Origin of the sequence: Ectobacillus antri (assembly GCF_003852715.1) — a bacterium.
Lineage (GTDB): Bacteria > Bacillota > Bacilli > Bacillales > Bacillaceae_G > Ectobacillus > Ectobacillus antri.
Map to the genome: position 1 here is coordinate 16,464 of NZ_RIAV01000019.1, position 26,141 is coordinate 42,604.

34 protein-coding genes, 1 pseudogene and 1 other annotated feature are annotated in these 26,141 nt (G+C 41.8%); all 35 genes and pseudogenes read left to right on the top strand.

Annotation, left to right across the window (positions count from 1 at the left end; translation table 11 throughout):
• Positions 1–3: 3 nt before the first annotated feature.
• A pseudogene (locus EEJ45_RS14260) lies at positions 4–120 on the top strand (IS200/IS605 family element RNA-guided endonuclease TnpB); the annotation flags it as partial.
• A gap of 210 nt (positions 121–330) precedes the next feature.
• On the top strand, positions 331–477 hold the full coding sequence (gene rpmG, locus EEJ45_RS14265; RefSeq protein ID WP_124565486.1) for a 50S ribosomal protein L33: 147 nt from the start codon (positions 331–333) through the stop codon (positions 475–477).
• A 30-nt stretch (positions 478–507) separates the two neighbouring features.
• Complete coding sequence (gene secE, locus EEJ45_RS14270; protein WP_124565487.1) at positions 508–687, top strand: preprotein translocase subunit SecE; 180 nt, start codon at positions 508–510, stop codon at positions 685–687.
• A gap of 121 nt (positions 688–808) precedes the next feature.
• On the top strand, positions 809–1,342 hold the full coding sequence (nusG, locus tag EEJ45_RS14275) for a transcription termination/antitermination protein NusG (RefSeq protein ID WP_124565488.1): 534 nt from the start codon (positions 809–811) through the stop codon (positions 1,340–1,342).
• A gap of 167 nt (positions 1,343–1,509) precedes the next feature.
• The gene (gene rplK, locus EEJ45_RS14280) at positions 1,510–1,935 is read left to right on the top strand and encodes a 50S ribosomal protein L11 (protein ID WP_164464297.1); all 426 of its coding nucleotides are present in this window, start codon (positions 1,510–1,512) and stop codon (positions 1,933–1,935) included.
• A gap of 161 nt (positions 1,936–2,096) precedes the next feature.
• Complete coding sequence (rplA, locus tag EEJ45_RS14285) at positions 2,097–2,789, top strand: 50S ribosomal protein L1 (protein WP_124565490.1); 693 nt, start codon at positions 2,097–2,099, stop codon at positions 2,787–2,789.
• 50 nt (positions 2,790–2,839) lie between these two features.
• Positions 2,840–2,978 (top strand) — a sequence feature (ribosomal protein L10 leader region).
• Positions 2,979–3,015: 37 nt separating this feature from the next.
• Positions 3,016–3,516 carry a 50S ribosomal protein L10 gene (rplJ, locus tag EEJ45_RS14290; RefSeq protein WP_124565491.1) on the top strand — a complete coding sequence of 167 codons (501 nt, stop codon included), beginning with the start codon at positions 3,016–3,018 and terminating at the stop codon, positions 3,514–3,516.
• A gap of 61 nt (positions 3,517–3,577) precedes the next feature.
• Entirely contained in the window at positions 3,578–3,940 is a 363-nt protein-coding gene (rplL, locus tag EEJ45_RS14295; protein WP_124565492.1) for a 50S ribosomal protein L7/L12, read from the top strand.
• A gap of 164 nt (positions 3,941–4,104) precedes the next feature.
• Positions 4,105–4,701 carry a class I SAM-dependent methyltransferase gene (locus tag EEJ45_RS14300; protein WP_124565493.1) on the top strand — a complete coding sequence of 199 codons (597 nt, stop codon included), beginning with the start codon at positions 4,105–4,107 and terminating at the stop codon, positions 4,699–4,701.
• Positions 4,702–4,982: 281 nt separating this feature from the next.
• Positions 4,983–8,516 (top strand): DNA-directed RNA polymerase subunit beta, encoded by a 3,534-nt coding sequence (gene rpoB / locus EEJ45_RS14305; protein ID WP_124565494.1) that lies wholly within the window; start codon positions 4,983–4,985, stop codon positions 8,514–8,516.
• A 38-nt stretch (positions 8,517–8,554) separates the two neighbouring features.
• Positions 8,555–12,166: a DNA-directed RNA polymerase subunit beta' gene (rpoC, locus tag EEJ45_RS14310; RefSeq protein ID WP_124565495.1), complete on the top strand. Its 3,612-nt coding sequence runs from the start codon at positions 8,555–8,557 to the stop codon at positions 12,164–12,166.
• Between the two features lie 281 nt (positions 12,167–12,447).
• Positions 12,448–12,867, top strand: a complete 420-nt coding sequence (rpsL, locus tag EEJ45_RS14315) for a 30S ribosomal protein S12 (RefSeq protein ID WP_124565496.1) — start codon at positions 12,448–12,450, stop codon at positions 12,865–12,867.
• Positions 12,868–12,899: 32 nt separating this feature from the next.
• The gene (gene rpsG / locus EEJ45_RS14320; RefSeq protein WP_124565497.1) at positions 12,900–13,370 is read left to right on the top strand and encodes a 30S ribosomal protein S7; all 471 of its coding nucleotides are present in this window, start codon (positions 12,900–12,902) and stop codon (positions 13,368–13,370) included.
• Between the two features lie 197 nt (positions 13,371–13,567).
• Positions 13,568–15,646: an elongation factor G gene (gene fusA, locus EEJ45_RS14325; RefSeq protein ID WP_124565498.1), complete on the top strand. Its 2,079-nt coding sequence runs from the start codon at positions 13,568–13,570 to the stop codon at positions 15,644–15,646.
• A 120-nt stretch (positions 15,647–15,766) separates the two neighbouring features.
• Complete coding sequence (gene tuf, locus EEJ45_RS14330; protein WP_124565499.1) at positions 15,767–16,954, top strand: elongation factor Tu; 1,188 nt, start codon at positions 15,767–15,769, stop codon at positions 16,952–16,954.
• Between the two features lie 473 nt (positions 16,955–17,427).
• A complete protein-coding gene (gene rpsJ, locus EEJ45_RS14335) occupies positions 17,428–17,736 on the top strand; it encodes a 30S ribosomal protein S10 (protein ID WP_028397310.1) in 309 nt (102 codons plus the stop codon).
• 33 nt (positions 17,737–17,769) lie between these two features.
• Positions 17,770–18,402 (top strand): 50S ribosomal protein L3, encoded by a 633-nt coding sequence (gene rplC, locus EEJ45_RS14340; RefSeq protein ID WP_124565500.1) that lies wholly within the window; start codon positions 17,770–17,772, stop codon positions 18,400–18,402.
• A gap of 23 nt (positions 18,403–18,425) precedes the next feature.
• Positions 18,426–19,049 (top strand): 50S ribosomal protein L4, encoded by a 624-nt coding sequence (gene rplD, locus EEJ45_RS14345; RefSeq protein WP_124565501.1) that lies wholly within the window; start codon positions 18,426–18,428, stop codon positions 19,047–19,049.
• Positions 19,049–19,339: a 50S ribosomal protein L23 gene (gene rplW, locus EEJ45_RS14350; protein WP_124565502.1), complete on the top strand. Its 291-nt coding sequence runs from the start codon at positions 19,049–19,051 to the stop codon at positions 19,337–19,339. Before rplD ends, rplW begins: the two co-directional genes overlap by 1 nt.
• A gap of 27 nt (positions 19,340–19,366) precedes the next feature.
• Positions 19,367–20,197, top strand: coding sequence for a 50S ribosomal protein L2 (gene rplB / locus EEJ45_RS14355; RefSeq protein ID WP_124565503.1), 831 nt, complete (start codon positions 19,367–19,369; stop codon positions 20,195–20,197).
• A 57-nt stretch (positions 20,198–20,254) separates the two neighbouring features.
• Positions 20,255–20,533 carry a 30S ribosomal protein S19 gene (gene rpsS / locus EEJ45_RS14360; RefSeq protein WP_124565504.1) on the top strand — a complete coding sequence of 93 codons (279 nt, stop codon included), beginning with the start codon at positions 20,255–20,257 and terminating at the stop codon, positions 20,531–20,533.
• Positions 20,534–20,550: 17 nt separating this feature from the next.
• Positions 20,551–20,892, top strand: a complete 342-nt coding sequence (rplV, locus tag EEJ45_RS14365) for a 50S ribosomal protein L22 (RefSeq protein ID WP_124565505.1) — start codon at positions 20,551–20,553, stop codon at positions 20,890–20,892.
• A 3-nt stretch (positions 20,893–20,895) separates the two neighbouring features.
• Positions 20,896–21,555: a 30S ribosomal protein S3 gene (gene rpsC / locus EEJ45_RS14370; protein WP_124565506.1), complete on the top strand. Its 660-nt coding sequence runs from the start codon at positions 20,896–20,898 to the stop codon at positions 21,553–21,555.
• A 2-nt stretch (positions 21,556–21,557) separates the two neighbouring features.
• Positions 21,558–21,992, top strand: a complete 435-nt coding sequence (gene rplP / locus EEJ45_RS14375) for a 50S ribosomal protein L16 (RefSeq protein ID WP_124565507.1) — start codon at positions 21,558–21,560, stop codon at positions 21,990–21,992.
• Complete coding sequence (gene rpmC, locus EEJ45_RS14380; RefSeq protein ID WP_124565508.1) at positions 21,982–22,182, top strand: 50S ribosomal protein L29; 201 nt, start codon at positions 21,982–21,984, stop codon at positions 22,180–22,182. Before rplP ends, rpmC begins: the two co-directional genes overlap by 11 nt.
• A gap of 22 nt (positions 22,183–22,204) precedes the next feature.
• The gene (rpsQ, locus tag EEJ45_RS14385; protein ID WP_124565509.1) at positions 22,205–22,468 is read left to right on the top strand and encodes a 30S ribosomal protein S17; all 264 of its coding nucleotides are present in this window, start codon (positions 22,205–22,207) and stop codon (positions 22,466–22,468) included.
• A 45-nt stretch (positions 22,469–22,513) separates the two neighbouring features.
• Positions 22,514–22,882, top strand: a complete 369-nt coding sequence (gene rplN / locus EEJ45_RS14390) for a 50S ribosomal protein L14 (RefSeq protein WP_124565510.1) — start codon at positions 22,514–22,516, stop codon at positions 22,880–22,882.
• Positions 22,883–22,920: 38 nt separating this feature from the next.
• Positions 22,921–23,232, top strand: a complete 312-nt coding sequence (rplX, locus tag EEJ45_RS14395) for a 50S ribosomal protein L24 (RefSeq protein WP_124565511.1) — start codon at positions 22,921–22,923, stop codon at positions 23,230–23,232.
• Between the two features lie 25 nt (positions 23,233–23,257).
• The gene (rplE, locus tag EEJ45_RS14400) at positions 23,258–23,797 is read left to right on the top strand and encodes a 50S ribosomal protein L5 (protein ID WP_124565512.1); all 540 of its coding nucleotides are present in this window, start codon (positions 23,258–23,260) and stop codon (positions 23,795–23,797) included.
• 33 nt (positions 23,798–23,830) lie between these two features.
• Positions 23,831–24,016 carry a type Z 30S ribosomal protein S14 gene (locus tag EEJ45_RS14405; protein ID WP_124565513.1) on the top strand — a complete coding sequence of 62 codons (186 nt, stop codon included), beginning with the start codon at positions 23,831–23,833 and terminating at the stop codon, positions 24,014–24,016.
• 29 nt (positions 24,017–24,045) lie between these two features.
• Positions 24,046–24,444, top strand: a complete 399-nt coding sequence (gene rpsH, locus EEJ45_RS14410; protein WP_124565514.1) for a 30S ribosomal protein S8 — start codon at positions 24,046–24,048, stop codon at positions 24,442–24,444.
• Positions 24,445–24,470: 26 nt separating this feature from the next.
• Positions 24,471–25,010, top strand: a complete 540-nt coding sequence (rplF, locus tag EEJ45_RS14415) for a 50S ribosomal protein L6 (RefSeq protein ID WP_124565515.1) — start codon at positions 24,471–24,473, stop codon at positions 25,008–25,010.
• Between the two features lie 31 nt (positions 25,011–25,041).
• Entirely contained in the window at positions 25,042–25,404 is a 363-nt protein-coding gene (gene rplR / locus EEJ45_RS14420; protein WP_124565516.1) for a 50S ribosomal protein L18, read from the top strand.
• A 21-nt stretch (positions 25,405–25,425) separates the two neighbouring features.
• On the top strand, positions 25,426–25,926 hold the full coding sequence (gene rpsE / locus EEJ45_RS14425) for a 30S ribosomal protein S5 (RefSeq protein ID WP_124565517.1): 501 nt from the start codon (positions 25,426–25,428) through the stop codon (positions 25,924–25,926).
• Positions 25,927–25,945: 19 nt separating this feature from the next.
• Positions 25,946–26,128: a 50S ribosomal protein L30 gene (gene rpmD, locus EEJ45_RS14430; RefSeq protein ID WP_124565518.1), complete on the top strand. Its 183-nt coding sequence runs from the start codon at positions 25,946–25,948 to the stop codon at positions 26,126–26,128.
• Positions 26,129–26,141 lie beyond the last annotated feature (13 nt).

Here is a 26,141-nt window from a genome sequence, read left to right on the forward strand (position 1 = left end):
GATGGGAATCATATTAAGTTGCCAAAACTTGGTCTTGTTCGCTTTGCCAAAAGTCGTGAAGTACAAGGCAAGATACTACATGCTACCATTAGACGCAATCCGTGGGGTAAATACTTCATTTAAGCAATAAGAAAATAAAAGTGCAAGAAGGTGTTGGTAGGTAGACTGTGACCGTAGTCAAACCTCATCTGCGGTATCCTGTTAAAAATAATGTTATTTTTCTGTGTATACTCGCATATTTCTCCCGTTATATCTTATACCTGCAATTGACATGCCTTTTTAACATATGGTACAGTTTTAAAGACATAGTTTCATAAGGCTGGTGTAAAGATGCGTAAAAAAGTTGTACTTTCATGCACGAGTTGTAACAGCAGAAACTACTCCACAATGAAAAAGGCAGACTCTGCGGAGCGGCTTGAAATGAAGAAATTCTGCAAATCTTGCAATGATCATACGATTCATAGAGAAACAAAATAAGAATTGCTATTCATATTGGAGGTCCCGTAAATGCGTTTGACTACCTTTTTTGGCGATGTAGGTCGTGAAATGAAAAAAGTAAGTTGGCCGAAACGAGCAGAGCTTGTTCGTTCTACCATTACAGTTCTTGTTACTGTTGTATTTTTCGCAGTCTTTTTCGCGGCATTGGACATGGGTATTTCTTCATTAATCCGTTTAATTCTTGAATAAGATGCGCACGTACATGGTATAATGATATCTATACGAACTGTGTTAAAAACCCGGTGAACGGGTTTTTTCGTTTGAGCAAAAATAATAGAGTCGGGGAGGGAAGGACGGTTGTCCTAACGGAATGGAAAAACGCTGGTATGTAGTGCATACGTATTCTGGTTACGAAAATAAAGTAAAAACGAACCTAGAAAAACGTGTAGAAACAATGAATATGCAAGATAAAATCTTCCGAGTTGTTGTACCGGAAGAAACAGAAGTAGAAATGAGAAATGGTAAAGAGAAGCTCATGAAGCGAAAGGTGTTTCCAGGCTATGTTTTGGTGGAGCTTGTCATGACGGATGATTCTTGGTACGTTGTGCGTAATACACCAGGTGTAACAGGTTTTGTTGGCTCTGCTGGATCAGGTTCAAAGCCTACACCGTTACTAGAAGAAGAAGTAGCCGTTATCTTGAAGCGCATGGGTGTAGAGAGTGAAAAGGTTGACTTTGACTTTGAAATGAAAGAAACAATTCGTGTCAAAGAAGGTCCATTTGCAAACTACACAGGCATGATTGAAGAGATTGATATGGAAAAGCAAAAAGTAACTGTGCTTGTTGATATGTTTGGTCGTGAAACACCTGTCGAACTAGATTTTAACCAGGTTGAAAAATTATAAGAATAAAACTTGAAATTCAAAACGAAAAGTGATAATATCTTTAAGGTCAGTATGTCTTCATACAGAAGGCAGTAACTTGCATGCTTTTATCTCATAGAGAGATAAAAGAATAGAGTGGGAGGGCAAAGGCCCATTTACCACATCACGGACTTAAGGAGGTGTGTCTCGTGGCTAAAAAGGTAATTAAAGTTGTTAAACTACAAATTCCTGCAGGTAAAGCTAATCCAGCTCCACCGGTTGGTCCGGCACTTGGACAAGCGGGTGTTAACATTATGGGCTTCTGTAAAGAGTTCAACGCTCGTACAGCAGATCAAGCTGGTTTGATTATTCCTGTTGAAATTACGGTATTTGAAGACCGTTCTTTCACTTTCATTACAAAAACTCCGCCTGCTGCTGTTCTTTTGAAAGTAGTAGCTGGAATTCAGTCTGGTTCTGGTGAACCAAACCGTAATAAAGTGGCAACTGTAAAGCGTGATAAAGTACGTGAAATCGCTGAACAAAAAATGCCAGATCTAAACGCTGCTAGCGTAGAAGCTGCTATGCGTATGGTCGAAGGTACTGCTCGCAGTATGGGCATTGTTATCGAAGACTAATTTCGATTTGTTTGTTGCAAAAGAAGGTTGCGGGTAACACTGCAACCTTTATTATCGTAAAATATGTCAGGTTTGATATACAAGGATGGTGCCTTATCCTCTAAAAAGGCATATACGTGGGAGGTTATTCCGCTAAAACCACATTCAAGGAGGAAATTGAAATGGCGAAAAGAGGTAAAAAGTACCTAGAAGCTGCAAAGCTTGTAGACCGTGCTACTGCTTACTCTGTAACAGAAGCAATTGAGCTTGTTAAGAAAACAAACCCTGCTAAATTTGATGCGACTGTAGAAGTTGCATTTCGTTTAGGTGTAGACCCTAAGAAAGCTGACCAACAAATTCGTGGTGCTGTAGTACTTCCAAATGGTACTGGTAAAGTACAACGCGTGTTGGTATTTGCTAAAGGTGAAAAAGCGAAAGAAGCAGAAGCTGCTGGCGCTGACTACGTAGGAGATGCTGAATTCATCAATAAAATCCAACAAGGTTGGTTCGAGTTTGATGTGGTAGTTGCAACTCCAGATATGATGGGTGAAGTTGGTAAGCTTGGTCGCGTATTGGGACCTAAAGGCTTAATGCCAAACCCTAAAACTGGTACAGTTACATTTGATGTAACAAAAGCAGTTAACGAAATCAAAGCTGGTAAAGTAGAATACCGCGTTGATAAAGCTGGTAACATCCACGTTCCGGTAGGTAAAGTATCTTTCGAAAACGATAAGATTGTTGAAAACTTACAAACAGTATATGAAGCTATGCTTAAAGCTAAGCCATCTGCTGCTAAAGGAACTTACATGAAGAACGTAACAGTTTCTTCTACAATGGGACCTGGCGTAAAAGTAGACGTTTCTACTTTTGCATAATAATTGGAAGTTGACTTCTTATTGAAGTTTGTATATAATCAATAACGTTGTTAATTTAATTACCTGTACCGTAGACAGTAGGTGCCACTCGGCTTAATTTCCTACCGAGGTGTTTGAATAGAAACGGATTTTTTTCTGTGACTATAAAACCTCCACGTCTGCTTAGCGTGGAGGTTTTTTATGACGCACGGTATCGGTACAATCCAGTCTTACAGGAGGTGTAACGATGAGCAAAGCAATCGAAGCAAAACAAGTAGTAGTAGCTGAAATCGCAGGCAAACTGAAAGAGAGCAAATCAACGATCGTTGTTGACTATCGCGGTCTGACTGTTGGTGAAGCAACTGAACTTCGTAAGCAATTACGTGAAGCTGGCATCGAGTTCAAGGTTTACAAAAACACATTAACTCGTCGTGCTGCAGAAGAAGCTGAAATGGCTGAACTGAACGAATACCTTACAGGTCCTAACGCTATTGCATTCAGCAATGAAGATGTAGTAGCACCTGCTAAAGTATTGAACGATTTCGCTAAGAAGCATGAAGCTTTAGAAATCAAAGCTGGTATCATTGAAGGTAAATTAGTATCCGTAGAAGAAGTTAAAGCAATCGCTGAACTTCCATCTCGCGAAGGCTTACTTTCTATGTTGCTTAGCGTTCTTCAAGCTCCAATTCGCAACCTTGCACTTGCTGCAAAAGCTGTGGCGGATCAAAAAGAAGAACAAGGCGCTTAATTTTCGCCTACAATCAATTTTCATTAAATTAAACTACGTGTAAATAAGGGAGGATCTTCAAATGACTAAAGAACAAATCATTGAAGCGGTTAAAAATATGACTGTATTAGAACTTAACGACCTAGTTAAGGCTATCGAAGAAGAATTCGGCGTAACTGCTGCTGCTCCAGTAGCTGTTATGGCTGGTGGCGCTGCTGAAGCTGCTGCTGAGAAAACTGAGTTCGACGTGGTACTTGCTAACGCAGGCGCTCAAAAAATCAAAGTTATCAAAGTTGTTCGTGAACTTACAGGTCTTGGCTTGAAAGAAGCTAAAGAACTAGTTGACAACACGCCTAAAGCTATTAAAGAAGGCGCTTCTAAAGAAGAAGCTGAAGAAATCAAAGCTAAACTTGAAGAAGTTGGAGCAGTTGTTGAAGTTAAGTAATTTCACTGATGCTGCATAAAAAAGCTCGCTCTTATGCGAGCTTTTTTTTATCCTTATATATTATGAGGTTTTAAAGTTTATATTGTGTGCCGCGTATAGGATCTGCAGTATCATGTCTATAACAAGGATATTGTGATTTCTGTACGATATAAGAGGTGAGAATAGTGGCGGAACATTATTTTTCGAATAGCCCAACTAGTAAGAGTGATAAAAGAAAATGGCAATTCTCATTGCGCGGACGCACTATGCAGTTTTATTCTGATCATGGTGTTTTTTCTAAGGGTGAAGTGGACTTTGGCTCACGTTTATTAATTGAGACGTTTGAATTGCCTGTCGTAGAAGGTGCGTTGCTTGATGTGGGTTGCGGTTATGGTCCAATCGGCTTATCGCTTGCTAAAGAATTTGATCGTCATGTTGATATGGTTGATGTAAACGAACGTGCTATGGAATTGGCTGCTGAAAACGCGCAGTTAAACGGGGTAAAGAATGTTCGTATATTTTCTAGTAGTGTATATGAAAATGTACAAGGTTCTTATGCTGCTATTTTATCTAATCCTCCTATTAGAGCGGGGAAGCAGGTTGTTCACGAGATTTTAGAGAAAGCTTATAACCACTTAGTGGTGGGCGGGGAACTTTGGATTGTGATTCAAAAGAAGCAAGGAGCGCCTTCGGCTATAGCTAAGATGGAAGAAGTGTTCGGGTCTGCGGAGATTGTAGAAAAGAAAAAAGGATATTATATCATAAAATCAAAAAAACGTTGACGGTTATTTTTGGTTGTGTTAACATTATACAATGCCAATGTGTGATTTTCTGGGTTTCTTTAGTATGTATATTTTTCGGAAACTTGGAAATGATAGTAAAATCGGTAAAAACGTGAAATAGAATGATGGTTTTCTGATGAGAAACCATTTTTCTTTTTTGCAGGCTCAGAATGAAAATTGTATCAAGGCTACGCTTTAGAAGTGTTAGTCGTCTTTTGTTTGTTGTTTTGCACTTTTCAAAGTGCATTTTTATAATACTCATGATTTGAGGGGTGAAGCAGTTGACAGGTCAACTAGTTCAATACGGACGCCACCGCCAACGAAGAAGTTATGCCCGTATTAGTGAAGTATTGGAGTTACCAAATCTTATTGAAATTCAAACCTCTTCTTATCAGTGGTTCTTGGATGAAGGTTTGCGCGAAATGTTTCAAGACATTTCTCCTATCGAGGACTTCACAGGTAATCTATCGCTTGAATTCATTGACTACAGCTTAGGCGAGCCTAAGTACTCTGTAGAAGAATGTAAGGAACGCGACGTTACATACGCTGCGCCGTTGCGTGTGAAGGTACGCCTTATCAACAAAGAAACAGGCGAAGTGAAAGAGCAAGATGTATTTATGGGTGATTTCCCGTTAATGACGGAGACTGGTACGTTCATGATCAATGGAGCAGAACGTGTTATTGTTTCTCAGCTTGTTCGTTCGCCGAGCGTATATTATAGTGGCAAAATTGATAAAAACGGAAAGCGCGGTTTCACAGCAACTGTAATTCCAAACCGTGGTGCTTGGTTAGAGTACGAAACAGATGCAAAGGATGTTGTGTATGTACGTATTGACCGTACACGTAAGCTTCCTGTAACAGTTTTGCTTCGTGCATTAGGCTTTGGCTCTGATCAAGAGATTGTAGATCTTTTAGGGGAAAACGAGTACTTGCGTAATACCCTTGAGAAAGACAATACAGATAGCACTGAGAAAGCGTTGCTTGAAATCTATGAGCGTCTTCGCCCAGGTGAACCGCCTACAGTAGAAAACGCAAAAAGTTTGCTAGTTTCCCGTTTCTTTGATCCGAAGCGCTATGATTTAGCGAATGTAGGACGCTATAAAATGAACAAAAAGCTTCATATTAAAAATAGATTGTTTAACCAGCGTGTAGCAGAAACATTGGTAGATCCGGAGACAGGAGAAATCCTTGTTTCAGAAGGTACTATCCTTGATCGCCGTACGCTAGATCGTATTCTCCCTTATTTAGAGAAGAACATTGGCTTTAAGGTTGCAAAACCTGTGGGCGGTGTGATTGATGAAGATGTAAATATGCAGTCTATTAAGATTTATGCACCTGAATCAGATGGTGAGCATGTAATCAATGTAATTGGTAATGCCAACATCGATCGCGGCGTAAAGCATATTACACCTGCTGATATTATTTCTTCTATCAGCTACTTCTTTAACCTTCTTTACAAAGTAGGAGATACAGATGATATTGATCATCTAGGTAACCGTCGTTTACGTTCTGTAGGTGAGTTGTTACAAAATCAATTCAGAATCGGTCTTTCTCGTATGGAACGTGTTGTTCGTGAGAGAATGTCCATTCAAGATACGAATGCAATTACGCCACAAGCATTGATTAACATTCGTCCAGTTATTGCATCTATTAAAGAGTTCTTTGGTAGCTCTCAGTTATCTCAGTTCATGGATCAAACAAACCCATTGGCTGAGTTAACGCATAAACGTCGTCTATCTGCCCTTGGACCGGGTGGTTTAACGCGTGAGCGCGCAGGCTTTGAAGTGCGTGACGTTCACTACTCCCACTATGGTCGTATGTGTCCGATTGAAACGCCAGAGGGTCCAAACATTGGTTTGATTAACTCTTTGTCTTCCTTTGCAAAAGTAAATGAGTTTGGTTTCATTGAAACACCGTATCGTCGTGTTGATCCTGAAACAGGTCGTGTTACAAACCGCGTAGATTATCTAACTGCAGATGAAGAAGATAACTATGTAGTAGCACAAGCAAACATGCGTTTATCTGATGAGGGAGACTTCATTGATGAAGATATTATTGCTCGTTTCCGTGGTGAAAACATTGTAGTAAATCGCGATCGCGTCGATTATATGGATGTATCACCTAAGCAGGTTGTTTCTGCTGCGACGGCTTGTATTCCGTTCTTAGAGAACGATGACTCCAACCGCGCGCTAATGGGAGCGAACATGCAACGACAAGCGGTTCCTTTGTTAAATCCTGAGGCGCCAATTGTTGGAACAGGTATGGAATATGTATCTGCAAAAGACTCTGGTGCGGCAGTTATCTGTAAACATCCGGGCGTTGTAGAACGTGTAGAAGCTAAAGAAATTTGGGTACGTCGTTATATTGATGTAGACGGACAAAAAGTAAAAGGCGATTTAGATCGCTACAGAATGTTGAAATTTATCCGCTCTAACCAAGGAACATGCTATAACCAGCGTCCAATTGTAAGTGTTGGTGATGAAGTAGTAAAAGGGGAAATCCTTGCAGATGGACCATCTATGGAAAAAGGTGAGCTTGCGCTTGGTCGTAACGTGCTTGTTGGCTTCATGACATGGGATGGTTACAACTATGAGGATGCAATTATCATGAGTGAACGTCTTGTAAAAGATGATGTGTATACATCTGTTCACATCGAAGAGTATGAGTCAGAAGCTCGCGATACAAAGCTTGGACCTGAAGAAATTACGCGCGATATTCCAAATGTTGGGGAAGATGCACTTCGTAACCTAGATGAGCGCGGCATCATCCGCATTGGTGCGGAAGTAAAAGACGGAGACCTTCTTGTAGGTAAAGTAACGCCAAAAGGTGTAACAGAGCTTACGGCGGAAGAACGTCTATTGCATGCAATCTTTGGTGAAAAAGCGCGTGAAGTACGCGATACATCTCTTCGTGTTCCTCACGGCGGTGGCGGTATCATCTTGGATGTAAAAGTGTTCAACCGTGAAGATGGCGATGAGCTTCCTCCAGGTGTAAACCAATTGGTACGCGTGTATATCGTACAAAAACGTAAAATTTCCGAAGGTGACAAAATGGCCGGACGTCACGGTAACAAGGGTGTTATTTCCCGTATCTTACCGGAAGAAGACATGCCTTTCCTTCCAGACGGTACGCCAATTGACATCATGTTGAACCCACTGGGTGTACCTTCTCGTATGAACATCGGTCAGGTGTTAGAGCTTCACCTTGGTATGGCAGCACGCCACTTAGGTATTCATGTAGCAACGCCTGTATTCGACGGTGCACGTGAAGAGGATGTGTGGGCAACAATTGAAGAAGCGGGCATGGCTCGTGATGCAAAAACAGTTCTATACGATGGACGCACAGGGGAACCTTTTGATAACCGTGTATCTGTCGGTGTTATGTATATGATTAAGCTTGCGCACATGGTTGACGATAAGCTACATGCTCGTTCTACAGGACCTTACTCACTTGTAACGCAACAGCCGCTTGGTGGTAAAGCGCAATTCGGCGGACAGCGCTTTGGTGAGATGGAAGTATGGGCACTGGAAGCTTACGGTGCAGCATACACATTGCAAGAAATCTTGACAGTAAAATCCGATGACGTTGTAGGACGTGTGAAAACGTACGAAGCGATTGTTAAAGGCGAAAATGTTCCAGAGCCAGGTGTACCAGAATCCTTTAAGGTATTAATTAAAGAGCTTCAGAGCTTGGGTATGGACGTAAAAATGATGTCAAGCAACGATGAAGAAATCGAGATGCGTGACATGGATGATGATGATGATCATCAATCTGCCGATAGACTAAACATCGAAGTTGAGACAACGAAAGAATAATTGGGTATAACCTGTAGATTAAAAGGGAGGTAGGCCCCTTGATAGATGTAAACAACTTTGAATATATGAAGATTGGACTTGCTTCACCTGACAAGATCCGTTCTTGGTCACATGGTGAGGTTAAGAAACCTGAAACGATTAACTACCGTACATTAAAACCTGAAAAAGACGGTTTGTTCTGCGAGCGCATTTTCGGTCCTACAAAGGACTGGGAATGCCATTGCGGAAAATACAAACGCGTGCGCTACAAAGGTGTTGTATGTGACCGCTGTGGTGTTGAAGTTACTCGTGCAAAAGTACGTCGCGAGCGTATGGGTCACATTGAGCTAGCTGCTCCTGTGTCTCACATTTGGTATTTCAAGGGTATTCCAAGCCGTATGGGGCTTGTCCTTGATATGTCTCCGCGTGCACTTGAAGAAATCATTTATTTTGCTTCTTATGTAGTAACGGAAAGTGGTGATACACCTCTTGATAAAAAACAACTTTTATCTGAAAAAGAGTATCGCGCGTACCGGGAGAGATATGGAAATACATTCCAAGCATCTATGGGTGCAGAAGCAATTAAAAAGCTACTTCAAGACATCGACTTAGATAAAGAAGTAGATTATTTAAAAGAAGAGTTGAAAACAGCACAAGGACAACGTCGTACACGTGCAATCAAGCGTCTAGAAGTGCTAGAGGCATTCCGTGGCTCTGGTAATGAGCCATCTTGGATGGTGCTTGATGTACTGCCAGTTATCCCACCGGAGCTTCGCCCGATGGTTCAATTAGATGGCGGTCGTTTTGCAACTTCTGACTTGAACGATTTATATCGTCGTGTAATTAATCGTAATAACCGCTTGAAGCGTCTTCTTGACCTTGGTGCACCAAGCATCATCGTACAAAATGAGAAGCGCATGCTTCAAGAAGCGGTAGATGCCTTAATTGATAACGGTCGTCGTGGTCGCCCAGTAACAGGACCTGGTAACCGTCCATTAAAATCTCTTTCTCACATGCTAAAAGGTAAGCAAGGGCGTTTCCGTCAAAACTTGCTTGGTAAGCGTGTTGACTACTCTGGTCGTTCTGTTATCGTCGTAGGACCTAACTTGAAAATGTACCAATGTGGTCTTCCAAAAGAGATGGCTCTTGAGTTGTTCAAGCCTTTTGTTATGAAAGAGCTTGTAGAAAAAGGTTTAGCACATAACATTAAGAGTGCGAAACGAAAAATTGAGCGTGTACAGCCTGAAGTTTGGGATGTATTAGAGTCTGTCATTAAAGAGCATCCGGTACTACTAAACCGTGCCCCAACGCTTCACCGTCTTGGTATTCAAGCGTTTGAACCAACTCTTGTAGAAGGTCGCGCAATCCGTCTGCATCCGCTTGTATGTACAGCATATAACGCTGACTTTGATGGAGACCAAATGGCGGTTCACGTACCGCTTTCATCTGAAGCGCAAGCAGAAGCTCGTTTGTTAATGCTTGCTGCGCAAAACATCCTGAACCCGAAAGATGGAAAGCCTGTTGTTACGCCATCTCAGGATATGGTATTAGGTAACTACTACCTAACTCTAGAGCGCAAAGGCGCAGTCGGGGAAGGTATGGTATTCAAAGATACAAACGAGGCGTTGCTTGCTTATCACAATGGGTATGTACATTTGCATACACGCGTTGCGGTTGCAGCAGGGTCGTTAAATAACGAAACGTTTACAGAAGAACAAAAAGGCATGTTATTATTAACAACAGTAGGTAAGTTGATTTTCAACGAAATCCTACCAACTTCTTTCCCTTATATCAATGAGCCTACAAAAGATAACTTAGAAAAAGAAACACCTGCTAAGTACTTTGTTCCAAAAGGCGCAGATATAAAAGCAATTATTGCTGAGCGTGAAGAAGTAGCGCCGTTTAAAAAGAAAATCCTTGGTAACATCATTGCGGAAGTATTCAAGCGTTTCAAAATTACCGAAACATCTCGTATGCTTGACCGTATGAAAAACCTAGGTTTCAGATACTCAACAAAAGCTGGTATTACAGTTGGTGTGGCAGATATCGTAGTATTGGGTGAAAAGGAAGAAATTCTTCGTGAAGCACAGGCGAAGGTAGACACAGTTACAAAGCAATTCCGCCGTGGTTTAATTACAGAGGAAGAGCGCTATGACCGTGTTATCACAATCTGGAGTAATGCGAAGGATGTTATTCAAGGTAAGTTGATGAAATCCTTGAATAAACGCAACCCAATCTTTATGATGAGTGATTCCGGTGCCCGTGGTAACGCATCAAACTTTACGCAGCTTGCTGGTATGCGCGGATTGATGGCGAACCCGTCTGGACGTATTATTGAACTTCCGATTAAATCAAGTTTCCGTGAGGGTCTGACGGTACTAGAGTACTTTATTTCCACGCATGGTGCGCGTAAAGGTCTTGCTGATACAGCGCTTAAGACTGCCGATTCCGGTTACCTGACTCGTCGTCTTGTTGACGTTGCACAGGATGTAATTGTTCGTGAGGACGATTGCGGTACAGATAAAGGCTTGCTTGTACGTGCAATTAAAGAAGGTAATGAAGTCATCGAATCATTATATGATCGTCTAGTAGGTCGCTTTGCAAGAAAAACAATTAAGCATCCAGGTACAAATGAAGTACTGGTTGCTGAAAACGAATTAATTACAGAAGATCTTGCTACAGTTGTCGTAGAGGCTGGTGTAGAAGAAGTACACATCCGTTCTGCGTTCACATGTAATACGCGTCACGGTGTATGTAAGAAATGTTACGGTCGCAATCTTGCGACAGGTACCGATGTAGAAGTCGGCGAAGCAGTAGGTATTATTGCAGCGCAGTCTATCGGTGAGCCTGGAACACAGTTGACGATGCGTACATTCCATACAGGTGGTGTTGCGGGAGATGATATTACACAAGGTCTACCGCGTATTCAAGAGTTGTTTGAAGCACGTAATCCAAAAGGTCAAGCGGTTATCTCTGAGATTGATGGCGTTGTGTCTGCAATCAACGATGTAAAAGATCGTCAAGAAGTAGTTATCCAAGGTGATGTAGAATCACGCCCTTATGTAATTCCATATGGTGCGCGCTTGAAGGTTGCTGAAGGTCAGCAAATTATGCGCGGTCAAGAACTAACAGAGGGCTCTATTGATCCGAAGGAATTACTAAAAGTAAAAGACATTACAGCAGTACAAGAGTACCTATTGCGCGAAGTACAAAAAGTATATCGTATGCAAGGGGTAGAAATTGGTGACAAGCACGTTGAAGTAATGGTACGTCAAATGCTTCGCAAAGTTCGTGTTATGGATGCAGGTGACACAGATGTACTACCTGGTACATTATTAGATATTCACCAATTTACAGATGCGAACGCGAAAGTATTGCTTGAAGGTAAGCAGCCGGCAACGGCACGTCCTGTCCTTCTTGGTATTACAAAAGCGTCTCTTGAAACGGATTCCTTCTTGTCTGCAGCTTCCTTCCAAGAAACAACACGCGTTCTTACGGATGCAGCAATTAAAGGTAAGCGCGATGAGCTTCTTGGCTTGAAAGAAAATGTTATCATTGGTAAGCTTGTTCCAGCTGGTACGGGTATGAGTCGTTATCGCAAAGTAGAGCTTACAAAAACTTCAGCTGAAGATGAAACACTTGAAAACACAGAGGTTTATGTAGAAAGCTAAAATTTTCTAGTATAAATAATATGTAAAAGTGTACATCAGCAGTTGACATTGCTTATGTCAAAATGTTAATATAAGCAAGGTTGCTCATGAGGGGCTTCGGATGATTGCGAACAGCACATTGCGATCTCTTCTGAAAATGAGCAAAAGCTTTAATATAACCAGTTAAAACTGTTTTTGTGAGGTGGGAGCGCATGGTTCCCTCCTTGCAAAAACTTTGTTTTCAACTAATAATGAACCACCTGGATATGTGGTCATACAAAGATGTGAAGGGAGGACAAACCATGCCTACTATTAACCAATTAGTTAGAAAAGGTCGTACTGATAAAGTATGGAAATCCAAATCACCAGCGTTGAACAAAGGTTTCAACTCTTTGAAGAAAAAATCAACTGATATCTCTGCACCACAAAAACGTGGCGTATGTACTCGTGTTGGTACAATGACTCCAAAGAAACCAAACTCCGCGTTGCGTAAATATGCTCGTGTGCGTTTGACAAATGGTATTGAGGTTACTGCTTACATTCCTGGTATCGGGCATAACTTACAAGAGCACAGCGTAGTACTAATTCGCGGTGGTCGTGTAAAGGACTTACCAGGGGTACGTTACCACATCGTTCGCGGTGCGCTTGACACAGCTGGTGTTAACAACCGTGCACAAGGTCGTTCTAAATATGGTACTAAGAGACCAAAAGTTAAAAAATAATAGACATTTTTCTTTGAAAGGAGGAAATCAACATGCCTCGTAAAGGACCTGTTGCAAAAAGAGACGTATTACCAGATCCAATTTACAACTCTAAACTTGTTACTCGTTTAATCAATAAAATGATGATTGACGGTAAAAAAGGTACATCCCAAGCTATTCTTTATAACGCGTTTGATATCGTACGCGATCGCGCGGGTAAAGATCCAATGGAAGTATTTGAACAAGCTCTTAAGAACATTATGCCAGTTCTTGAAGTTCGTGCTCGTCGTGTCGGCGGTGCTAACTACCAAGTTCCTGTAGAAGTTCGCCCAGAGCGTCGTACTACTCTAGGTCTTCGTTGGTTAGTTAACTACGCTCGTCTTCGTGGTGAAAAAACTATGGAAGAGCGTCTAGCTAACGAAATCCTTGATGCAGCAAACAATACTGGTGCATCTGTTAAAAAGCGTGAGGACACTCACAAAATGGCAGAAGCGAACAAAGCGTTTGCTCATTACCGTTGGTAAGATTAAAATAATAATTGTATGCATTAAGCTAGTCTTGTCGTTCATGAAAAGTAGAGAGAGGGAGAAATTCCTCTCTCTTCAATGAACGTCCCTTTATATAAATTGGATGTTTTTGAGAATACTTACATACGACAAGCTAAATTTTTATGCTGCTATAAAAAATCTAATTCCATTAAAGGAAGGAGAAAGAATACCATATGGCAAGAGAGTTCTCCTTAAGCAAAACTCGTAATATTGGTATCATGGCCCACATCGATGCTGGTAAAACAACTACAACTGAACGTATTTTGTTTTACACAGGCCGTGTACACAAAATCGGTGAAGTGCACGAAGGTGCTGCAACGATGGACTGGATGGAGCAAGAGCAAGAGCGTGGTATTACAATCACGTCCGCTGCGACAACTGCTCAATGGAAAGGTCATCGCGTAAACATCATCGATACTCCAGGACACGTAGACTTCACAGTTGAAGTAGAGCGTTCCCTACGCGTACTTGATGGTGCAGTTGCTGTACTTGATGCACAATCCGGTGTAGAGCCTCAAACAGAGACTGTTTGGCGCCAAGCTACAACTTACGGAGTACCACGTATCGTGTTCATCAACAAAATGGACAAGATCGGTGCTGATTTCCTATACTCTGTAGGTACTCTTCATGAGCGTTTGCAAGCAAATGCTCATCCAATCCAGTTACCAATTGGTGCGGAAGATCAATTTAAAGCAATCATTGACCTTGTAGAAATGAAAGCTCATTTCTATACAAATGATTTAGGTACTGACATTCAAGTGGGTGAAATCCCTGCTGAATATCAAGATAAAGCTGAAGAACTTCGCGGATCTCTAATCGAGGCACTTGCTGATCACGATGAAGAGTTGATGATGAAGTATCTTGAAGGCGAAGAAGTTACTGCTGAAGAATTAAAAGCTGCGATCCGTAAGGCTACGCTAAGCGTAAACTTCTTCCCAGTAGTTGCGGGTTCTGCCTTCAAAAACAAAGGCGTTCAGCTTATGCTTGATGCAGTAATTGACTACTTGCCATCTCCAGTTGACGTTGAGGCAATCAAAGGTATCGTTCCTGATACTGATGAAGAAGTTACACGTCCTGCTGATGACGAAGGTCCATTCTCTGCGTTGGCATTTAAAATCATGACTGACCCTTATGTTGGTAAGTTAACATTCTTCCGCGTTTACTCTGGTAAAGCAGAAGCTGGTTCTTACGTTGTTAACTCAACAAAAGGTAAACGTGAACGTCTAGGACGTATCCTACAAATGCACGCAAACTCTCGTCAAGAGATTTCTGTATGTTACTCTGGTGACATCGCTGCTGCTGTAGGTTTAAAAGATACTACAACTGGTGACACTTTATGTGATGAGAAAAATCAAGTAATCCTTGAGTCAATGACATTCCCAGAGCCAGTTATCTCTGTAGCTATCGAGCCGAAATCTAAAGCTGACCAAGATAAAATGGGTACAGCTCTAGTGAAGCTTGCTGAAGAAGATCCTACATTCCGTGCTCATACTGACCAAGAGACTGGTCAAACAATCATCTCCGGTATGGGTGAGCTTCACCTTGACATCATCGTTGACCGTATGCGTCGCGAGTTCAAAGTTGAAGCTAACGTTGGTGCTCCTCAGGTTGCTTACCGTGAAACGTTCCGCGCTGCGGCTAAAGTTGAAGGTAAGTTCGCGCGTCAGTCTGGTGGTCGCGGTCAATTCGGTCACGTTTGGATTGAGTTCGAGCCTAACGAAGAGGGTGCAGGCTTCGTATTCGAAAACAAAATCGTGGGTGGGGTTGTTCCTCGTGAATATATCCCAGCTGTTGAAGCAGGTCTAAAAGACGCAATGCAAAACGGTGTAATAGCTGGTTATCCACTAGTAGACGTTAAAGCTGCATTGGTTGACGGATCTTACCACGATGTTGACTCTTCTGAGATGGCGTTTAAGATCGCTGCGTCTATGGCACTTAAAGCTGCTGCTTCTAAGTGTAACCCAGCAATCCTTGAGCCGATGATGAAGGTTGAAGTTGTAATCCCTGATGAGTACCTAGGTGACATCATGGGTGACGTAACTTCTCGTCGCGGACGTGTAGAAGGTATGGAAGCACGCGGTAACGCACAAGTTGTACGCGCAATGGTTCCACTTTCTGAAATGTTTGGTTATGCGACATCTCTACGTTCTAACACGCAAGGTCGCGGAACATTCTCCATGGTGTTTGATCACTACGAAGAAGTTCCACGTAGCATTGCTGAAGAAATCATAAAGAAAAATAAAGGACAATAATTGATTTTTATCGATTGTTCAAGTATAACTACTATGTAAGCCTAGAAAGCGGACAGGCTTGCGCCACCGCTTTCTATCCTATATAAATTAATTTTCTATATTATTAAGGAGGCTATTCTAATGGCTAAAGCTAAATTCGAACGCTCTAAACCACACGTTAACATCGGTACAATCGGCCACGTTGACCATGGTAAAACAACTCTAACTGCTGCTATCACTACAGTTCTTGCAAAAACTGGTGGTGCTGAAGCACGTGCATACGATCAAATCGATGCTGCTCCAGAAGAAAGAGAGCGTGGTATCACAATCTCTACAGCTCACGTTGAGTACGAAACTGAAACTCGTCACTACGCACACGTTGACTGCCCAGGACACGCTGACTATGTTAAAAACATGATTACTGGTGCTGCTCAAATGGACGGTGCTATCCTAGTAGTATCTGCTGCTGATGGCCCAATGCCACAAACTCGTGAGCACATCCTTCTTTCTCGCCAAGTAGGTGTTCCTTACATCGTTGTATTCTTAAACAAATGTGACATGGTTGACGACGAAGAATTGCTTGAACTAGTTGAAATGGAAGTACGTGACCTATTGTCTGAGTACGATTTCCCAGGCGACGAGGTTCCTGTAATTAGAGGTTCTGCTCTTAAAGGTCTTGAAGGAGATCCTGAGTGGGAAGCTAAAATCATCGAGCTTATGGCTGAAGTTGATGCATACGTTCCAACTCCAGAGCGCGACACTGACAAGCCTTTCTTAATGCCAGTTGAGGATGTATTCTCAATCACTGGTCGTGGTACAGTAGCAACTGGCCGCGTTGAGCGTGGTATCGTTAAAGTTGGTGACGCAGTAGAAATCGTTGGTCTTGCTGAAGAAACTAAAAACACAACTGTAACAGGTGTGGAAATGTTCCGTAAGCTTCTTGACCAAGCACAAGCTGGTGACAACATCGGTGCACTACTTCGTGGTATAGCTCGTGACGAAATCCAACGTGGACAAGTACTTGCTAAGCCAGGTTCTGTTAAACAACACACTAAATTCAAGTCTGAAATTTATGTTCTATCTAAAGAAGAAGGTGGACGTCACACTCCATTCTTCAACAACTACCGTCCACAGTTCTACTTCCGTACAACTGACGTAACTGGTATCATGCAGTTACCAGAAGGTACTGAAATGGTTATGCCTGGCGACAACATCGAAATGACAGTTGAGCTTATCGCTCCAATCGCTGTTGAAGAGGGAACTAAGTTCTCTATCCGCGAAGGTGGCCGTACAGTAGGTCACGGTGTAGTTGCTACAATCATCGAGTAATTGATGATAAAAAAGAATCCGGAAGCTTCCGGATTCTTTTTTTGTTACTATTTCTTTCTTTATTATAGAAGTAAGTTGCTTTTAGGTATCACAGTCTAAGTAAAAACAACTTTTCACCTATAATTTCATTTTGTACATGCAGCTGTTGAGGGGATAAATGTAATCATACACATTGTACTGTTCTCTCCCGTTCACATAGTATCGTTTTTACAAAATCTTCTTTTTCAAACAATAGTGTCGTCGCTTGAAATCCTATAAAACAAGATGTATAATGTGAAAAGTGCGGTTGATGAGCAGGAATAAATTATTCTTGCATATTGTCACTGGATAGTATATAATAGATAATGTTGGTCTTTGACTGCGATGAAGTGGAAGGTTACCGACACACACGGCCGCTTTGCCATGGCGAGTGTGCGGAAAATTTCCATGGAGAATGTCTATTTATCAAAATAGGCGAAGAAGGAGGGAAAATAATGGCAAAAGAAAAGATTCGTATCCGTTTGAAAGCTTATGATCACCGTATCCTTGATCAGTCAGCAGAAAAGATTGTAGAAACAGCAAAGCGCTCTGGTGCAGCTGTATCTGGTCCAATCCCATTGCCAACTGAAAAGTCTGTATACACGATTCTTCGTGCGGTTCATAAGTACAAAGATTCTCGTGAGCAGTTCGAAATGCGCACGCACAAACGTTTAATCGACATCGTGAATCCTACACCGCAAACAGTAGATTCACTAATGCGTTTGGATCTACCATCTGGTGTAGATATCGAAATTAAACTATAAATGAAAATTTAAACAATGCAGGAGGTGTGACTCATGACCAAAGGAATCTTAGGAAGAAAGATCGGTATGACTCAAGTATTTGCTGAAAACGGCGAACTAATTCCGGTAACTGTTATCGAAGCTACTCCAAACGTAGTTCTTCAAAAGAAAACTGCTGAAACTGACGGCTACAACGCAGTTCAGTTAGGGTTTGAAGATAAGCGTGAAAAGCTTGCTAACAAACCAGAACAAGGTCATGTTGCAAAAGCAAGTACTGCTCCTAAGCGCTTCATTCGCGAATTACGCGATGCAAACGTAGAAGAGTACGAAGTTGGTCAAGAGATTAAAGTAGAAACTTTCGCTGAAGGCGAAATTGTTGATGTAACAGGAACTTCTAAAGGTAAAGGATTCCAAGGTGTTATTAAACGCCACGGACAATCTCGTGGACCTATGTCTCACGGTTCTCGTTACCATCGTCGTCCAGGTTCTATGGGACCTGTTGCTCCAAACCGCGTATTCAAAGGCAAAAAGCTTGCTGGACGTATGGGTGGAGATCAAGTTACTGTACAAAACCTTGAAATCGTTAAGGTTGATGCAGAACGCAACTTGCTTTTAGTAAAAGGAAACGTTCCTGGTGCTAAGAAATCACTAGTAGTGGTTCGTAGTGCTATTAAGGCTGGAAAATAATCATATAGAAAGGAGGACATCCAATGCCAAAAGTAACGTTATTTAACCAAACTGGATCTCAAGTTGGTGAAATCGAATTAGCAGATGCTATCTTCGGAATCCAACCAAATGAAGCTGTACTTTTTGATGCTGTAATTATGCAACGTGCATCTTTGCGTCAAGGTACTCATAAAGTAAAAGGTCGTTCGGAAGTACGTGGTGGCGGTCGTAAGCCATGGCGTCAAAAAGGAACTGGACGCGCTCGTCAAGGTTCTATCCGTTCTCCGCAATGGCGTGGTGGTGGTATCGTATTCGGTCCTACTCCAAGATCTTACGCTTACAAACTACCTAAAAAAGTTCGTCGTTTAGCTATTAAATCTGCATTGTCTACTAAGGTACTAGAGAACAACGTAATCGTTCTTGACAACCTAGCATTAAATGCTCCTAAGACAAAAGAAATGGTAGCTGTACTAAAAGGTTTGTCTGTTGAGAAGAAAGCTCTTATCGTAACAGCTGATTCAAACGAAGCAGTTACATTATCTGCTCGTAACATTCCTGGTGTAACAGTAATCACTGCTAGCAGCGTGAACGTATTAGACGTTCTACATCATGATAAATTGATCATGACTAAAGCGGCAGTGGAAAAAGTAGAGGAGGTGCTTGCATAATGAGAGATCCTCGTGATATCATTAAGCGCCCGGTTATCACTGAACGTTCTATGGAAATGATGGCTGAAAAAAAATACACGTTTGACGTTGATGTAAAAGCTAACAAAACTGAAGTTAAAGATGCTATTGAAGCAATCTTTGGCGTAAAAGTTGAAAAAGTAAACATCATGAACTACAAGCCAAAGTTCCGTCGTGTAGGTCGCTACTCTGGTCTAACTAACCGTCGTAGAAAAGCTATCGTTAAATTAACAGCCGACAGCAAAGAAATCGAAATCTTCGAAGGCGTTTAATTCTTATAGAGAAGGAGGGAAACCAAGATGGCAATTAAAAAGTACAAACCAACTACAAACGGTCGTCGTGGTATGACAGTTTCTGATTTCGCTGAAATCACTACTGACAAACCAGAAAAATCTTTGCTTGCTCCTTTGAGCAAAAAAGCTGGCCGTAACAACCAAGGTAAAATTACTGTACGTCACCAAGGTGGCGGACATAAGCGTCAATACCGTATCATCGACTTTAAGCGTAATAAAGATGGAATTCCAGGACGCGTTGCTACGATCGAGTACGATCCAAACCGTTCTGCGAATATCGCTTTGATTAACTACGTTGATGGTGAAAAGCGTTATATCCTTGCTCCTAAAAACCTTCAAGTAGGTATGGAGATTATGTCTGGTCCTGATGCCGACATTAAAGTAGGTAACGCACTTCCACTTGCAAACATGCCTGTAGGTACATTGATCCACAACATCGAGCTTAAGCCTGGTAAAGGTGGACAATTAGTACGTTCTGCTGGTTCTTCCGCGCAAGTATTAGGTAAAGAAGGAAAATACGTACTAGTACGTTTAACTTCCGGTGAAGTACGTTTGATCTTAGCTACTTGCCGTGCTACAGTAGGTCAAGTAGGTAATGAGCAACACGAACTTATTAAAATTGGTAAAGCAGGTCGCTCTCGTTGGTTAGGTAAACGCCCTACAGTTCGTGGTTCTGTAATGAACCCAGTTGATCACCCACACGGTGGTGGTGAAGGTCGTTCTCCAATTGGACGTAAGTCTCCAATGAGCCCATGGGGTAAACCGACTCTTGGCTTTAAAACTCGTAAGAAGAATAAAGCTTCTGACAAGTTCATCGTTCGTCGTCGTAAAAAATAACGGGGTTGCAGTACGGTTCAGCAGAACCGTACCTCAATCACGAAGGGAGGTACAAAAATGGCTCGCAGCTTAAAAAAGGGACCATTTGTCGATGATCATTTAATGAAGAAAATCGAGCAATTAAACGAAAAAGACGCTAAACAAGTTGTTAAAACTTGGTCTCGTCGTTCTACTATTTTCCCACAATTCATTGGTCACACGATCGCTGTGTACGATGGCCGCAAGCATGTTCCTGTATTTGTTACAGAAGATATGGTTGGCCACAAACTAGGTGAATTCGCACCTACTCGTACTTACAAAGGTCATGATGCCGACGATAAGAAAACAAGAAGATAATGAGAGGAGGCACTCCAATGCAAGCTAAAGCAATCGCAAGAACAGTTCGTATTGCTCCTCGTAAGGTTCGTCTAGTATTAGATTTAATTCGAGGAAAGCAAGTTGGTGAAGCAATCGCAATTCTTCGCCACACACCAAAAACTGCTTCTCCAGTTGTAGAAAAGCTTTTGAAGTCTGCAATTGCAAACGCAGAACATAACTATGAAATGGATCCGAACAATCTAGTTGTTAGCGCAACTTTTGCTGATGAAGGTCCAACATTGAAACGTTTCCGTCCACGTGCTATGGGACGTGCAAGCCAAATCAACAAACGCACTAGCCACATCACAATCGTGGTATCAGAAAAGAAGGAGGGATAATCCATGGGTCAAAAGGTAAGTCCGGTTGGTCTTCGCGTCGGTATTATCCGTGATTGGGAGTCCAGATGGTACGCTGGTAAAGATTACGCTGAGTTACTACACGAAGATATTAAAATCCGTGAATACATCAGCGCTCGTTTGAAAGACGCTTCTGTTTCTAAAGTAGAAATTGAGCGTGCTGCAAACCGCGTAAATATTACAGTACACACAGCTAAGCCTGGTATGGTAATCGGTAAAGGTGGTACAGAAGTTGAAGCACTTCGTAAAGCACTTAACGAATTGACTGGCAAACGTGTACACATCAACATCATTGAAATCAAAAAAGCTGACCTGGATGCGAAACTCGTTGCTGAGAACATCGCTCGTCAATTAGAAAACCGCGTATCTTTCCGTCGTGCACAAAAGCAAACAATTCAACGTGCTATGCGCGCAGGTGCGAAAGGTATCAAAACACAGGTTTCTGGTCGTCTTGGCGGAGCTGACATCGCTCGTGCTGAATCTTACAGTGAAGGTACTGTTCCACTTCATACACTTCGCGCTGATATCGATTATGCAACTGCAGAAGCAGACACAACATACGGTAAACTAGGCGTAAAAGTATGGATCTACCGTGGAGAAGTCCTTCCTACAAAAAAGAGAGCTTCTGAGGAAGGAGGAAAATAAGTATGTTAATGCCTAAACGCGTAAAATATCGCAGAGAGCATCGTGGTAAAATGCGTGGTAAAGCGAAAGGCGGTACTGAAGTTCATTTCGGCGAATTCGGTCTGCAATCTCTTGAAGCGTCTTGGATCACAAACCGTCAAATTGAGGCTGCACGTCGTGCAATGACTCGTTATATGAAACGTGGCGGTAAAGTATGGATCAAAATTTTCCCTTCTAAGCCTTACACTGCAAAACCTCTAGAGGTGCGCATGGGTTCCGGTAAAGGTGCTCCAGAAGGTTGGGTAGCAGTTGTTAAGCCTGGTAAAGTAATGTTCGAAATTGCTGGCGTTTCTGAAGAAATCGCACGTGAAGCATTACGTCTTGCTGCACACAAACTACCTGTTAAGTGCAAGTTCGTAAAACGTGAAGAAAATGGTGGTGAAGCAAATGAAAACTAATGAAATTCGTGAATTAACCACTGCCGAAATCGAACTAAAGGTTAAAGCATTGAAGGAAGAGTTGTTCAACCTTCGCTTCCAATTGGCTACAGGTCAACTTGAGAATACAGCTCGCATCCGCGAAGTTCGCAAAGCGATTGCTCGTATGAAAACTGTAGTTCGTGAAAGAGAGATCGGAATTAACGGATAAAAATTGAGGGGAGGTTTGCATTGTGAGCGAACGTAACCAACGTAAAGTTTATACTGGACGCGTAGTGTCTGATAAAATGGACAAAACGATCACAGTTTTAGTTGAAACTTACAAAAACCATTCTTTATATGGTAAGCGTGTTAAGTACTCTAAGAAGTACAAAGCACATGATGAGCAAAACCAAGCAAAAGTTGGCGATATCGTTAAAATTATGGAAACTCGTCCGCTTTCTGCGACTAAGCGTTTCCGTTTAGTTGAAATCGTTGAAGAAGCTGTTATTATTTAATAGACGAATCGGATAAATGAGAAATCCGAAGGGAGGTTTCATAGCATGATTCAACAAGAATCTCGTTTGAAAGTTGCTGACAACTCTGGCGCACGTGAACTATTAACAATTAAAGTTTTAGGTGGTTCCGGCCGTAAGTACGCTAACATCGGCGATATCATCGTTGCTACGGTAAAACAAGCAACACCAGGTGGCGTTGTTAAAAAAGGTGATGTTGTTAAAGCTGTAGTTGTACGTACGAAGAGCGGTATGCGTCGTAAAGACGGATCTTACATCCGTTTTGATGAAAATGCAGCGGTAATTATCAAAGAAGACAAGAGCCCTCGTGGTACTCGTATCTTCGGACCAGTTGCTCGTGAATTGCGTGATAGCAACTTCATGAAAATCGTTTCTTTAGCTCCAGAAGTTCTATAATTTGAGGTATTGCCTTTCTAAGGAGGTGCACAAGTAAGATGCATGTTAAAAAAGGTGACAAAGTTCAAGTAATCACTGGTAAAGACAAAGGAAAACAAGGTGTTATCCTTGCTTCTTTCCCTAAACAAAACCGTGTTATTGTTGAGGGTGTTAACATTGTAAAAAAACACTCCAAGCCGTCCCAATTGAATCCACAAGGTGGAATCGTAACGAAGGAAGCACCTATCCATGTATCTAATGTTATGGCATTAGATCCAAAAACAGGTGAGCCTACTCGTGTAGGATACAAATTCGTTGACGGTAAAAAAGTTCGCGTTGCGAAAAAATCAGGTGAATCTTTAGATAAATAATTCTTTTCGAAAGGAGGTCCCTTCATTGAATCGCCTTAAAGAGAAATTCCAAAAAGAAATTACTCCTGCTCTAATGAGCAAGTTTAGCTATAAATCTGTAATGCAAGTACCTAAGCTTGAGAAGATCGTTATTAACATGGGTATCGGTGATGCTGTTCAAAACTCTAAAGCATTGGACAATGCAGTAGAAGAGTTGGCTGCTATTACAGGTCAAAAGCCTGTAGTAACTCGTGCTAAGAAATCAATCGCTGGTTTCCGTCTTCGTGAAGGTATGCCAATCGGTGCGAAAGTTACACTTCGTGGCGAAAAAATGTATGAGTTCCTAGATAAACTAATCGCAGTATCTTTACCACGTGTTCGTGACTTCCGTGGTATCTCTAAGAAGTCCTTCGACGGTCGCGGTAACTATACTCTAGGTGTTAAAGAGCAGTTAATCTTCCCGGAAATTGATTATGATAAAGTAAGCAAAGTCCGCGGTATGGATATCGTAATTGTAACAACTGCTAACACGGACGAAGAAGCTCGTGAACTTTTAACACAATTCGGTATGCCATTCCAAAAATAATGGAAGCAAGCGCTAAGTAGAGGAGGCGAAAACGTGGCTAAGAAGTCAATGATTGCGAAGCAAAAACGTACTCCAAAGTTTAATGTTCAAGCGTATACACGTTGTGAACGTTGCGGTCGTCCACATTCCGTATACCGTAAATTTAAGCTTTGCCGTATTTGTTTCCGTGAACTTGCATATAAAGGACAAATTCCTGGTGTTAAAAAAGCTAGCTGGTAATACCCGAAAATGGGAAGGAGGTAAAACAAATGGTGATGACAGATCCAATTGCAGATATGCTTACTCGCATCCGTAATGCGAACATGGTACGTCACGATAAATTAGAAGTTCCTGCTTCTAAAATCAAGAAAGAAATTGCAGAAATCTTAAAGCGTGAAGGTTTCGTTCGCGACGTAGAATTGATCGAGGATAACAAACAAGGTATTCTTCGTATCTTCTTGAAATACGGTCCAAATAACGAGCGTGTTATTACAGGACTAAAACGCATCAGTAAGCCTGGCTTACGTGTATATGCAAAATCTGATGAAGTACCACGTGTACTTAACGGACTAGGTATCGCGATCGTTTCTACATCTAAAGGTGTTATGACTGACAAAGAAGCTCGTCAAGCACAAACAGGTGGAGAAGTAGTAGCGTACGTTTGGTAATATCGAAACGAACGGAGGTGTGACAAATGTCTCGTATTGGTAAAAAGATTCTTGAAATCCCTGCAGGCGTTACAGTTACTGTTAGCGAAAACAACACAGTAACAGTTAAAGGTCCTAAAGGTGAATTGTCTCGTACATTCAACGCAGCTATTGCTGTTAAGATTGAAGATAACATTTTAACTGTTGAGCGTCCTTCTGATCAAAAAGAACACCGCGCTCTTCACGGTACAACTCGTGCTTTAATCGGCAACATGGTTGAAGGTGTAACAAATGGCTTCCAACGTAGCCTTGAGTTAATCGGGGTTGGTTACCGTGCGCAAAAGCAAGGTAACAAGCTTGTATTGAACGTAGGTTACTCTCATCCAGTTGAGATCACGCCTGAAGCAGGTATTGAAATCGAAGTTCCTTCAAACACAAAGATCGTCGTAAAAGGTATCGATAAACAACGTGTTGGTGAATTGGCTGCTAACATCCGTGCAGTACGTGCTCCAGAGCCTTACAAAGGCAAAGGTATTCGCTACGAAGGCGAAAATGTACGTCGTAAAGAAGGTAAAACAGCTAAGTAAGCCCATTAGGTGAAAGAAAGGAGTGACATCAATGATCACTAAACCTGATAAAAATGTGGTTCGTAAGAAAAGACATGCACGTGTACGCGCAAAGCTTACAGGTACGGCACAACGTCCTCGTTTAAACGTATTCCGTTCTAATCAACACATTTACGCTCAAGTAATTGACGATGTGAAGGGTGTAACTTTGGTAAGTGCATCTACTCTTGATAAAGAACTTTCTCTTGAAGGTACTGGCAACATTTCTGCTGCTACAAAAGTAGGCGAGTTAGTTGCAAAGCGTGCTGTTGAGAAAGGTATTAAAGAAGTAGTATTCGATCGCGGTGGTTACCTATACCATGGTCGTGTTAAAGCTTTAGCTGAAGCTGCTCGTGAAGCTGGATTACAATTTTAATGGTCAAAGGAGGGAAAACAGATGCGTCGCATTGACCCAAGCAAATTAGAACTTGAAGAACGTGTAGTAACGATTAACCGTGTTGCAAAGGTTGTTAAAGGTGGACGTCGTTTCCGCTTTGCAGCATTGGTTGTAGTTGGAGACAAAAATGGTCATGTTGGATTCGGAACAGGTAAAGCACAAGAAGTACCTGATGCGATTCGCAAGGCTATCGAAGATGCGAAGAAAAACTTGATTCGCGTACCTCTAGTTGGTACAACAATTCCACACTCAGTGTTAGGTCTTTTCGGAGCTGGTGAAGTATTCTTGAAGCCTGCTTCTGAGGGTACTGGAGTTATCGCAGGTGGTCCTGTTCGTGCGGTACTTGAGCTTGCTGGTGTACAAGATATTCTTTCTAAATCTTTAGGCTCTAACACACCAATCAACATGGTTCGCGCTACAATGAACGGATTAAGCCAATTAAAGCGTGCTGAAGATGTAGCGAAATTGCGTGGTAAAACTGTAGAAGAGCTACTAGGCTAAGAAGAAGGAGGGAAAACACATGGCAAAGAAGTTAGAAATTACCCTCACTCGTAGTGTAATTGGTCGTCCGCAAGATCAACGCGCAACAGTTGAAGCATTAGGCTTACGTAAGCTTAACCAAACTGTAGTGAAAGAGGAATCTCCTGCGATCCGCGGCATGATCACTAAAGTTTCTCACCTTGTAACAGTGAAAGAAGTTTAATAATAAATTACGT